At 66.6% G+C, this 10,925-nt stretch carries 13 protein-coding genes; 4 read left to right on the forward strand and 9 right to left on the reverse strand.

Annotated features, from left to right (window positions below; genetic code table 11):
• Positions 1 to 566 precede the first annotated feature (566 nt).
• Both HKK72_RS30150 and HKK72_RS30155 read left to right on the forward strand, forming a co-directional pair.
• Positions 567 to 914, forward strand: coding sequence for a BlaI/MecI/CopY family transcriptional regulator (locus HKK72_RS30150; RefSeq protein ID WP_315987518.1), 348 nt, complete (start codon positions 567 to 569; stop codon positions 912 to 914).
• A complete protein-coding gene (locus tag HKK72_RS30155) occupies positions 911 to 1,783 on the forward strand; it encodes a M48 family metalloprotease (protein ID WP_187237835.1) in 873 nt (290 codons plus the stop codon). The genes HKK72_RS30150 and HKK72_RS30155 overlap by 4 nt, the downstream gene beginning before the upstream one ends.
• A gap of 160 nt (positions 1,784 to 1,943) precedes the next feature.
• Here HKK72_RS30155 and HKK72_RS30160 read toward each other — a convergent pair whose 3' ends face one another.
• The 4 genes from HKK72_RS30160 to HKK72_RS41580 form a co-directional block, all read right to left on the reverse strand.
• Positions 1,944 to 2,399, reverse strand: coding sequence for a tellurite resistance TerB family protein (locus tag HKK72_RS30160; RefSeq protein ID WP_187237836.1), 456 nt, complete (start codon positions 2,397 to 2,399; stop codon positions 1,944 to 1,946).
• Between the two features lie 227 nt (positions 2,400 to 2,626).
• Positions 2,627 to 3,121: a hypothetical protein gene (locus HKK72_RS41570; RefSeq protein ID WP_261987342.1), complete on the reverse strand. Its 495-nt coding sequence runs from the start codon at positions 3,119 to 3,121 to the stop codon at positions 2,627 to 2,629.
• Positions 3,070 to 3,480 carry a hypothetical protein gene (locus tag HKK72_RS41575; protein WP_261987343.1) on the reverse strand — a complete coding sequence of 137 codons (411 nt, stop codon included), beginning with the start codon at positions 3,478 to 3,480 and terminating at the stop codon, positions 3,070 to 3,072. Before HKK72_RS41575 ends, HKK72_RS41570 begins: the two co-directional genes overlap by 52 nt.
• Positions 3,468 to 3,995, reverse strand: a complete 528-nt coding sequence (locus HKK72_RS41580) for a CASTOR/POLLUX-related putative ion channel (RefSeq protein WP_261987344.1) — start codon at positions 3,993 to 3,995, stop codon at positions 3,468 to 3,470. Before HKK72_RS41580 ends, HKK72_RS41575 begins: the two co-directional genes overlap by 13 nt.
• Positions 3,996 to 4,007: 12 nt before the next feature.
• On the opposite strand from HKK72_RS41580, the gene HKK72_RS41585 reads away from it, so the two are divergent.
• Complete coding sequence (locus HKK72_RS41585) at positions 4,008 to 4,526, forward strand: hypothetical protein (protein ID WP_261987345.1); 519 nt, start codon at positions 4,008 to 4,010, stop codon at positions 4,524 to 4,526.
• An 87-nt stretch (positions 4,527 to 4,613) separates the two neighbouring features.
• Here HKK72_RS41585 and HKK72_RS30170 read toward each other — a convergent pair whose 3' ends face one another.
• Complete coding sequence (locus tag HKK72_RS30170) at positions 4,614 to 5,576, reverse strand: sporulation protein (RefSeq protein WP_187237840.1); 963 nt, start codon at positions 5,574 to 5,576, stop codon at positions 4,614 to 4,616.
• 224 nt (positions 5,577 to 5,800) lie between these two features.
• On the opposite strand from HKK72_RS30170, the gene HKK72_RS30175 reads away from it, so the two are divergent.
• Positions 5,801 to 6,667 carry an ion transporter gene (locus tag HKK72_RS30175; RefSeq protein WP_261987346.1) on the forward strand — a complete coding sequence of 289 codons (867 nt, stop codon included), beginning with the start codon at positions 5,801 to 5,803 and terminating at the stop codon, positions 6,665 to 6,667.
• Between the two features lie 82 nt (positions 6,668 to 6,749).
• Here HKK72_RS30175 and HKK72_RS30180 read toward each other — a convergent pair whose 3' ends face one another.
• The 4 genes from HKK72_RS30180 to HKK72_RS40195 form a co-directional block, all read right to left on the reverse strand.
• Positions 6,750 to 7,973, reverse strand: a complete 1,224-nt coding sequence (locus tag HKK72_RS30180) for a glycosyltransferase 87 family protein (RefSeq protein ID WP_187237837.1) — start codon at positions 7,971 to 7,973, stop codon at positions 6,750 to 6,752.
• Positions 7,974 to 7,980: 7 nt separating this feature from the next.
• Positions 7,981 to 8,997, reverse strand: coding sequence for a hemolysin family protein (locus tag HKK72_RS30185; protein ID WP_187237838.1), 1,017 nt, complete (start codon positions 8,995 to 8,997; stop codon positions 7,981 to 7,983).
• The gene (locus HKK72_RS30190; RefSeq protein ID WP_187237839.1) at positions 8,997 to 10,364 is read right to left on the reverse strand and encodes a hemolysin family protein; all 1,368 of its coding nucleotides are present in this window, start codon (positions 10,362 to 10,364) and stop codon (positions 8,997 to 8,999) included. Before HKK72_RS30190 ends, HKK72_RS30185 begins: the two co-directional genes overlap by 1 nt.
• A gap of 281 nt (positions 10,365 to 10,645) precedes the next feature.
• On the reverse strand, positions 10,646 to 10,925 hold a 280-nt coding region (locus HKK72_RS40195; RefSeq protein ID WP_222721316.1), incomplete at its 5' end, for a hypothetical protein.

The raw sequence follows: 10,925 nt of genomic DNA on the forward strand, positions 1-10,925 counted from the left end.
CGACCCCGACACCACGACACGGGATATGACGTCGCCGTCAGGTCGGAGCACGGCGCTCCCGCAGCTGTCGATGGCCTGCTCACCGAGCCGCAGAAGGCATGGCCTGCTCCGGCACGGACGAGGACCTCGGCTCGGGTCGGTCAGCGGTCCCTGGTGGTGGTGACTCGCCTGCCCGTTGCAGGGCAGGGGGCATGGTTAGTTAGCGTTGAACCAGGCACCGACGTGTGCCGCTCGAATATTCGGTTCCGGGTCGTGGCCTGCGGCTTCGCTGCTGGGGGACTGCCTGGGTTGACAGCATTCGCCCCAAGCCTTGGTCGCTTCTAAAGGTCAAACTGAATACGTTCGGGCGTCGAGGCTACTTACTTGAACATGGTCCGGACAGGTCTCAAGTTGGGGTGTCAGGAGCAGAGAAACGCAGGTCGTGGTTGTGGACGGGTTTTCGGCACCCACACGGCTGTGTCACCACCGGGAGCCGAGATCTGCGCCCGGGGGAGACAACGACTAGGCTGAGATGTCCAGCACGTTCTTCGGTGAGCCCTTGAGGCCGGGATTTGACGCGACGACAATTGGGACAGCTCGAGGCCGAGGTGTTGGCTGCTCTAGCAGCCGCTGACGGCCCTGTCGCCACGGCCGAACTCCGCTCCCGGCTGTCAGGGGATCCCGCTTACACCACGGTCAACACGATTTTGTTCCGGTTGTATGAGAAGCGGCTGGTCACTCGGGTCCGCGTGGGACGCCACTATCAGTACCGGTTGGCGGTGGACGAGGCTCAGCTCGTCGCCGGTCGGATGCACGACCACCTGCGCTATGCCAGTAACGCCTCTAGCGTGTTGAGTCAGTTCGTACAGACGCTCAGTGCCGATGAGGCTCAGGCCTTGCGTGAGATCTTGGATAGTCCAGGTGACACACCGTGAGCTCCTACACGTTCCTTCCCGTGGCCGTCACAATGATCCTGGGTGTGGTGTTGGGTCGTGTGCCCATGCCGCTGCACCCTGTCTGGTCGGCGCGGTTGCTCGTTACCGTAGCGGCGACAACCGCGCTTTCCATGGTCGGGACCTGTGGTTTCCTGGCGGTTAACTACGGGGCGACCATGGCGCCGCAGGTGGCCGGACGGTTGCCTGAGTGGGCGCTTGTCGGCGACGACAGTCCCGTACCTGCCGCGCTCGGTGTGCCGGCGACGATCCTCACCGGGGTCAATCTGCTGATTGCCGCGAAATTGACCGTCCGGTGGGCTGGTGACGTCCACGCGGCCCATGAGAGTGCGCAGGGGCTGCTGGAGACCGATACCCCGATCGCTTTGGCGGTGCCCGGCCGAACCGGCGGGGTGCTGGTGTCACGTGGTCTGCTGCGCAGGCTCTCCGCCGAAGAGCTCGAGATCGTGTTCCATCATGAACGTTCGCATCTGCGACACCGTCACCACCGCTATCTGGCAGTCGGCGAACTGGCCGCCGGGATACTGCCGCCACTCAGGCCGCTCAGCAAGCGCCTGCGGTTCACGGTGGAACGGTGGGCGGACGAAGACGCAGCGGAGGCCGTGGGGGATCGGTCCTTGGTCGCCCGCACGATCGCCAAGGTAGCGCTCGCCCGCTCAACGGACCCCGGGCCGTTGCCGGCATTCGGCGATTCCGGCGTCCTGCAACGTGTTCAGGCTCTGCTCGGCACGCCGCCCGGCAAGAACACCGTCACCGGGCCTGTCGTGCTCACCGGCAGCGGGCTGGCAACCAGCGCTCTTGCCGCAGCCGCTCTCCAGCTCGACCACGCTCTGGCCTCCGCCATCCTGTAACCGGCGTCCACGGGTGCGCGTCTGCTGCGCAGTCGCACGGGACACGTCAGCGGACCGGTGCCTGCCCGGCGGCTCGGCGACCGGGGTGTGGCGGAGCCTCTTACCGCCGGCGGGGCGGCGGGCCGGCTGGGCTCCCGCCGGCGGTGAAGATGCTCAGGGTTCAGAGGTCGAACTCGGTGGGGGAGATGTCCACGGCGTAGCAGGCCTCCCGCACCACGGCCTTCTCCCCGTCGTCGAAGTTGCCGTCGGCGCCGCCGATGATGATGCCGATCTGGATGACGGCGCGTGCCTCGGCCGGCTTCTTCTTCACTTTGCTGATGTCCTGCAGGATGCTGACCTTGCCGAAGTCGAAGTCGGTGGTCAGCTTGGTCACGTAGTCGTTGAAGCGTCGTTGCAGGTCGTCGGCGGGAAAGTTCTGCAGTACCTCGTTGGTGGCGATGAGGGACGCCGTCCGCTGACGTTCGGAGGGGTCGACTGACCCGTCGGCTGCGGCGACCAGTGCGCACATCGCCATGCTCGCGTCGCGGAACGCACCGCTCTTCAGGTCGTTTTTCTTCGCCATCAGCTGGGTCTGCATGTTCTGGGTGGAATCGCGAAGCTTGTTCCAAAGGGCCATCGGGGAAGTCTCCTCATCGTCGACGTTGCACTCAGAATTCTAACCGACCTGCTACAAGTGTCGTAGTAAGGTTTGCCTCTACCGCTGGGCCTCGGATTAACTCTTCGCCAACGGCTTGTGCCGGGGGACGCCGGAGCAGCGCGCCGGTTGTGCAGTAGACGAGTACTGCCGGTGCGGCGATTCCCACCACCGGCCTGGAGTGCGCTGTGTCGCGGCGCGGGTCGCTGCTACTTCTCGGCGAACACGATGACGCGGTCGCCGCGGGTCAATGTGAGGGTCTCGGCCTTGTCGGGGTTGAGGACCACGCCGTAGTCAGGCGGTTGGTGGAACTGGTCGCGGAGTCGGTAGCCGATGGCTGTCTCGCCGCGGCGGCGGCCAGCTTCGATGACGGTGGCGAAATTGGCTGAGGTGTTTGGCCGCAGGTAGTCGGAGGCGGGTTTGAGATAGATCTCTGAGCCTTCGGGATTGAGGATGTCGGTGAACACCGCATACAGGTGAGGGTTCTCGCTCAGCTGGGTGAGCAGCAGGCTGATCAGTTTGTCGCTGACCACGAAGTCGTCGGCTTTGGTGACTTGGGCGATCTCACGGTTGGCGTCGTCGTTGATCTCGCTGACGATGGAGTAGGGATCCCCGAGAGTCTCCTCCATGTCGCGCAGATGCAGCAGGGTGATCAGTGTGCGTGCGTCGGCTTGGTGGGCGTCGTAGCCGGCGTCGGCGAGCACGACGATGTGCTGGTATGACCCCACCCGGAGGGTTCCAGATGGGTGCGGTCGGTGGGGTCACAGGCGGTGAACGCGACCGTCAGGTTGACCAGTTCCTTGAGGGTGTGCCGAGGGTCGGGGTGTTGGGCGGCGATGGTGAGGACGGAGCCGGGCTCGACGAAGTCGTCCAGAAGATCGATGATCTTGGATGCCCGGTGGTTCCAGCCGATCAGCAGCGTGCGTTCGGGTTCGGGGGGTTGCGGGTAGGCGATGGCGATCGCCGGCTCCATGACGGCGGGGCGGGTTTCGTCGAGTCGGATCAGCAGGTCGTCTTCGGCGAGCACGATGACCTCGTCGTCGGCCCGGATCACGGTGTCCATCGGGGGTTGACCGCTATATCCCCATTCGCATGGCGGAGCCCGATCGGGATACCGAGTTGGTAGGCGTCCAGGGCGCTGCCGAAGGTATGGCCGATCAGTGCCGGCTCACGGCGCATGTAGAGCTCGTGACCTTCGAAGTCGAGCAGGTCGGTACAGACGGTGGACAGCCCGGACTGCCGGTGGGACTGAACGATGAGTCGGATGGCGATGTCGTCGGCGTCGATCACCCGGGCGGCGGGTCCTGCGGCCAGCCGAGCGGCGGGCAGGTTCGCCGAACTGTGCACGGCCGCGACCACGTGCGGGCGTTCACGTTCCCAGGTCCGGGCACCCAGCGACAGCAGCACCTTGATGACGTGGATGTCGGGATCGTCGATCGGCGGTGACAACACCATGATCGACCGGGCGGTGGCGGGGCTGGCCAGTTCCATATCTGCGGGCTTGAGGGGATTGCCGCGACGGCACACCACCCGGGTGCGGCCCGTGTCACCGAGGCGCGTCCGGATCGCGTCGTCCATGTCGATCTTGTCGTGTCGGCCAGGATTGCCACGCAGGAGCGCCGCTCGCTCTGGTTGGCCTCCACCAACTCGGCGATCACGGTGAACACCTGCTCCGACCAGCCGAGCACCACCGTGTGGTCGCGTTCGATGATCCGCGACCGGCCCTTGCGCAGCTCGGAGATCTTGCCTTCCAAGCCCGTGGTCAGCACACCGATCAACGCGCTGACGATGAAGATCCCGCCGATGGTTGCGGTCAGCATGAGGGCCAGGAACGGGGCGGTGCCCACATCGCCGCCCATGGTGCCCGGATCCAGCGTCCGCAGCAGGCTGCGCCACAGCAGACCCGGCCAGTGCCCGTTCTCGTCGGCATCCCGCGGAGCGATCACCACGGCCGTGGTGCCGACGATCATGATCAGCACCCCCGAAGCAAGGGCGAGCCAGCCGATCAGGGCCGACGTTCCCCTGGCCATGGTGTTGTCGAACCAGTACCGGATCCGATCCCGCCTGCTGAACCTGGCCAACCGATCTCCTTACGGGCAGCTCTCGTGAAAGGGGTCGGCCGCCGGCGCTGCCGGTCTGGCGCTTCACCGCGGTCAGGCTCGGCGTGAGGGCGGACTCGCCCGCGTGGCCTGGGAGTCAGTCTTCGTCGTCCTCAAAGACTTCCTCAAAGACCTCTTCGAGGACCTCCCCGGCGACCATCCCGCCCACAAAGCCCGCGGCGACTCCCGCCGCCGCTCCGCCCCAACCAGGGCCACCTCGGTGGCCGTGCTCGTCGTGATGGCCGTGCTTGCCATTAGGGTCATGGTTCCCGTGGGGGCCATGACCGGTATGGAAGCCGCCGCAGTGTTGGTCGGCCACTGACTGGAGCCAACCGGAGATCTCTGTGGCCCAGTCGGCGTGTAGGGCCTGGTCGTGGTCGAGATGGAAGCGGCCGTAGGCGTCTGTGCCGGAGTGGAACATCCCGCCGCGTTTGTCGGCTTCCAGTACCACCATGAGGCCACCAGGACCGGCGACAAAGGTCAGCTCGACCTCATTGACAGACCCTTGGTAGTCCGGCGGCGGGTAGAACTCGATCTCCTGGTAGAACGGCAACTGCTGTGGGGCCCCATAGATCTGGCCAAGCTCGACATCCGCGCCCTTGAACTGGAAGCCGGGCTGGGAGAAGGCCTCCAGGACCCGCTGCTGTGACGATGTCGGACGCACCGACACCTCGTCGAGGTCTCCCTTGTCGACCGCCTTGGCGATGGCGAGCTCGGTACGGACACCGATGGTCATCCCGTGAAGATGCTGACCGTAGACCTCGGTGACCGGCGTCTCCCACGGCACGGGCAGCCGGAACGGGATCGTCTTGCTCGCTCCCGCCCGCAACTGGAAACTCCCCGAGACCTCCAGCCGGTGGAACTCGCTGGTCCCGACACCTTCACCCTCGGCCCGTTCCGACTCCACCCGGGTCACCAGGCCCAGCGTCACCTGCTGCACCTCGACGTCAAAGTCGGCCGCCGCGATTCGAACGTCACCCGACAAGTGCTCGCCTGGTCGGCAGTGTGGTGAGGCCAGGACGGTGTCCACCGATGGGCCACCCACCCCAAACGCCCACATCACGCGTTTGAACACTACAAGATCCTTCCATAAGCCGTGATTTTCCACCCGACGCTACTACACTAGTAGTAGCAGTGCCTTGCATCACTCTTTCCGTGGCTGCTCACACGCTGTGGAGGTATCGGGTTGAGATCGGCGCAGTTCCGGCGTCGTGGTGGTCACGGTGTGGGGCGGTCGCTCCTTGCGGACGTTTCCGCGATCGCGATAACAGCGGGGCGTCGAGCTTGCGCCTGGGGCCCGAGGTGACTCGGCGCGCAAGCGTCCGCGTCGTTGTCGAATCGCGGCGCACCCAGCAGCTGGTCATCATGGTGATCGTGGTCAACGCTGCCGCGTTGGGCTTGGAGACCTCTCCGGCTGTGGTGGAGCGCTACGGCGGCCTGTTGCATGGGGTCGACCGGGTGGCGCTGTACGTCTTCGTGGTGGAGTTGCTGGCCAAGGCCTATGTCTATCGGCTGAGGTTCGTTCGCGACCCGTGGAACATCTTCGACGCCGTCATCGTCGGCATCTCTCTTGCCCCGCATTCGGGGACGCTGTCGGTGCTGCGGGCCTTGCGGATCCTGCGGGCGCTACGGCTCATCTCGGTGGTCCCGAGCCTGCGCCGGGTGGTGTCGGCGCTGCTGAGTGCGATGCCCGGTATGGCCTCTATCGCCGTCCTGCTGGGACTGGTGCTGTATGTGGCGGCGGTGATGGCCACCAAGCTGTACGGCGCGACGAATCCCGAATACTTCGGCGACCTTGGATCGTCGCTGTTCACCCTGTTCCAGGTGATGACGGGGGAGGCGTGGTCGGAGGTCGCCCGCGCGGTGATGAAGGAACACCCCTCGGCGTGGATCTTCTTTGTGGTGTTCATCCTGATCTGCACGTTCGTTGTGCTGAACCTGTTCATCGCCGTGGTCGTACGCGCGATGGAGGACGACCACACCGAGCAGGCAGGGGACACGGCAAGGGCGGGCGGCGATCGTGAGCAGGAGGCCAATGCTGTCGTGCTGGCCGAACTCACCGCCTTGCGCGCCGACATCCAGGCATTGCGCGGCAGCTATGAAATCGGCAGGGCCGACCTCACCCGGGAGGCGAATGACCACGGGCGCTGAGTCCGGTTCCTTGTCACCCACCATGGTGTGGACCTGTTCTCCGCGGCGGTTGAAATGAGGCCGCGCGGGCGCGGCCATGCGGTCAGGTGCTGGCGGTGGCGAGCTCGGTCTGCGGCGCCGGGCTTTTCTGCGCGGGTGGCGGCTGCGGCCGCCGACGGGCCCAGGGCATGGCGAGCACGAGCAGTGGGATGACGGCGGCCGAGGCCATCGCCCACCACGAATGGTTGCGGGCCCAGCCGATGTAGTCGAACTGGGTGAGGTAGATATAGCCGAGCCCGGCCCATACCGCGGCCGCCGCCATGGCCGACCCGCTCCATCGGGTGGGCCGGGCGATGAGGAACGGAACAAACCACAGCAGGTACTGGGCGCCCATCCGCGGGGTGACGATCATGAACGCCAGAAGCATCGCCGAGGTCCGGTCAACAGGGTCGGCTCGCCGCCACGTCCAGGCCACCACCGCCAAGGTGAGGTAGAGGACGACCTGGCCGATCTTGGCCGGGGTCGGTGCCAGTTCCCAGTCACCTCCGGTCATCCACGCCGTCCAACCCCATTCACCGACGATCGGACGGACTCCACCCAGGTAGCCGGCCACATCCATCAAGCTCGCCCAGGAGACGTCCACGAACAGCGGCAGGGTGAGCAGGAACATCAGGGGGACGGCTCCGGCGGCGACCAGTCCCTGACATCGGTGCCGCCAGGTGGGCAGCATGGCCAAGACCACAGGGAGTGCGATGATCGGCCAGCTCTTGGCCGACAGTGCCAGCCCCAGCAGCGCACCCGCGGCGATGCCCCGGCCCGAACGTGCGCATACGTAGGCGGCGACGAGGAACACCAGGGCCACCGGCTCCACCTGTGAGTGAATCACCGACACCATCAAAGCGATCGGGTTACAGGCGTACTGGAAGCGGCTCAGTTGCTTCCGAGCGCAGGCCAGGCGCCCGACCAGCACGATCAAGGCCACATCGGCGGCCACAGGCACCAGCCGTCCGGCGATCTCCCACGGCAGCCCCACCGCCAGCCCGGCGGCATACAGGTAGGGGATCATCGGCAGGAAATGCCAGGCGCCGTCCGTGGCCAGCACAGGGTCCTGACCCGCCAGGACCGCCTCACCGGCGGGCTTGAAGCTCAGGACGAAGTCGACCGGCTGCCAGGAGTCACGTGAGGCGGTGACCAACAGCACTAGGCGCAGCCCGATCCCGACCACCAGTGCGGTGCGCAGCGAAGGCCGCCAGCCCCGCCACTGCGCGACGACGGCCAAAACCAGCCCAGAGGCGAGCAGGGACGCTGTGAAGATCGGATGATCCATGCAGGCGTCAGTGCGGGTTGGCGGCCAGCAACTGGCCGAGCAGGTCGTCGAGGCTGACGATGCCGCGGAAGGTGCCATCGGCCTCGTGGACGATGGCCAGTTGCGCGCGGGCGCGCTGCAGCTGGCTGGTCGCGTTCAGCACGGTGGTGGCGGCGTTCACCGTCGGCACCGGGTAGGCGAGGTCGACGGCGTGCCGGTCACCGTCGGTGGCGGTGAGCGCGTCCCGGACATGGATGAGCCCGGCGATGGTGCCGTCGTCGTCTCGCACCAGCAGGCGTGCGTGACCGCTGAGGTGGGCGGCGCGGCGGACCTGGAGGGGGGAGGCGTCCGCGGGCACGGCCGTCACCTGGCCGGCGGGCACGATGAGCTTTTCGACGGTGGCCTCCCGGACCGCGATGGCCCTGCCGAGTAGATCGTGGTCATGGCGGTCGATGAGGCCGAGCCGGCGGGATTCGCCGAGCAGGTGACGGAGCCGCTGCGGATTGGTGTGGACGTCCAGTTCGTCGCGTGGGGTGACGCGCACCAACCGAAGCAGCGCGTTGGTCGTCCCGTTGAGCACGGCGAGCAGAGGTCGGGACACCCGCGCGAAGGCACTGAACGGCAGTGCCAGAATCAGTGCGGAACGCTCCGGATGGGTGATGGCCCACGATTTGGGCGCCATCTCTCCCAGGACCATGTGCAGGAACGTCACCACCGCCAACGTGATCGCTACGGCGATCACATGGGAGGCGGAGCCCGGCAGGCCGAGGCCATGCAGCGGCGGGGCGAGCAGGTGTTCAAAGGCGGGTTCGGCCACCAGGCCCAGTCCGAGAGTGCACATGGTGATGCCGAACTGGGCACCGGCCAGCATCAATGACAACTCCCGGATCCCCGCGACAGCGGCGGCCGCCGGTCTGCTTCCGCGCTTGGCGGCGCGTTCCAGCCGGGGCCGTTTCGCGGCGACCAGGGCGAACTCCGCGGCGACAAAGAACCCGTTGCCGATGAGCAGCAGGGCCGTGACGAAGAAGGCGGTCAGCGGGTCCACTACCTTTTCCTCACATCTGCCGGGTCCTGTGCAGCGACGGTCGCGTGGGTGTGCAGGCGGACCTGGCGGGCGACCCGCCGCGCCACGGTCACGACCTCGATCTGCACCGTGCCCGCCGGCGTGCCCTCGGCCTCGGCGTCGAGCTCCACAGTGAGGCGATCACCGGGCCGTGGTAGCCGGCTCAGAAGGGCCATCACCAGGCCGGCGAGGGTGTCGTAGGCGTCGTCGTCTGGAAGCGTCAATCCAGTGAGACCTTGGACCTCATCGATCCGCATCGAGGCGTCCACCTGCCATGCCCCATCCGGCTGCCGGGCCGGCGTCGCCTCACCCGGGTCGTTCTCGTCGGCGATCTCACCCACCAGCTCTTCGGCGATGTCCTCGAAGGTGAGGATCCCGGCCAGACCGCCGTACTCATCCACCACGCAGGCGAACTCCTCGCGGGTCTCACGCATCCGCTCGATCACCCCGTGCAGCGGCAGTGAGCCCGGCACCAGCAGAGCCGGTCGCGCCACCGCCCGTACGTGCGTCTCGCGGGGCAACGCGTCATCGGCCAGCTCACGAACACCCGCCACCCCCACCACGTCATCGACCTCGCCACTGCCGTAGACGGGATAGCTGGTATGGCCGGACAGGCTGATCTGCGCCGTAAGGTCGCCCACGGTGGCATTGGCAGGGACGGCGCTCACCATCGGGCGCGGGACCATCACCTCATCGGCGGTCCGGTCGCCGAACGTCAGTGCCTTCTCCAGCAGCTGGGACAGATCCGCAGGCAGATGACCGGACTTCTGCGACTCACCGATGATGTCACTGAGCTCCTCCAAGGTGGCGCCGTGGTGCAGCTCCTCCACCGGTTCGACGCCCACAGCGCGCAGGAGCCGGTTCGCCGACATGTCGAACAGCCGGATGAGCGGCCCCGCCACCGCCAGATACACCAGCGTCGAGGGCGCCAGAGCTCGAGCCAACCTCTCTGCCCTGGCCAGTGCCAGGTTCTTCGGCAGCAGCTCACCCAGCACCATCTGCACCACGGTCGCGATCGCGAAGCCGGTCACCAGCGCGATCGGACCGACGCCGCCCTCGGGCAGTCCGGCCCACGTCAGAGGGGGCTCCAAGAGCCTGGCCAACGCCGGCTCGGCGATGAAGCCCACGACCAGCCCGGTGACGGTGATGCCCAGCTGCGCCCCCGACAGCATGAACGACAAACGGCCCATCACCTGCAAGGCGCGTTTGGCCGGGGCATCACCCTGGTCGGCGGCGTGACTCAGACGGGCCCGGTCGGCCGACACGTAGGCGAATTCCTGCGCCACGAAATACCCGGTAGCCGCCGTCAGCACGAAGACGGCCACCACACCCAAGACGGCGCTTACCATGAGCCACCCCACGCGCGACGCAGGGCGGCACCGGATCTATGACTGGAAGGGTCCGACATCGCGGACGCTCAACCCCCTTCAAACTACGATTGTAGTAACTAACGTGGTGCTCGGCCCGTGTGTTCCCATCGTGCGGAGCGCGTTCAGTCTGTCTGATGCGCTCCTCGATCGTGGACCCGCAGCGGGCGGCTCCTCCGTCAGTGCCGCACCCCACAACCGCCTGGCATACCTGAACGTGCTGCGCGGGACAGCGGCCATGTCGTGGCCCTGCACCACGCGAGCTACTGCACCACGCGGCTACGAACCAGATGATCGACTGGGTCGACCCGGGCACGTACGGCGTGTTGGTCTTCTTCCTGGTCGGCGACGACGTTGTGCCCGCCTCGGTGGAACGTCGTGGGCGCCGACGCCAACGGCATCGACTGGATCGACATCGCCATCCACATGGGTCTGGCCTTAGGTGGGGTCCGCGCGATGTCACCCGATGGAGACGGCCACAGCCCGGCGTTGAGGTCGGGGTCTCGTGTCCCGCTGTTCTGATGCCGGGTGATTCCACCTACG

The organism is Actinomadura sp. HBU206391 (assembly GCF_014323665.1).
GTDB lineage: Bacteria > Actinomycetota > Actinomycetes > Streptosporangiales > Streptosporangiaceae > Actinomadura_C.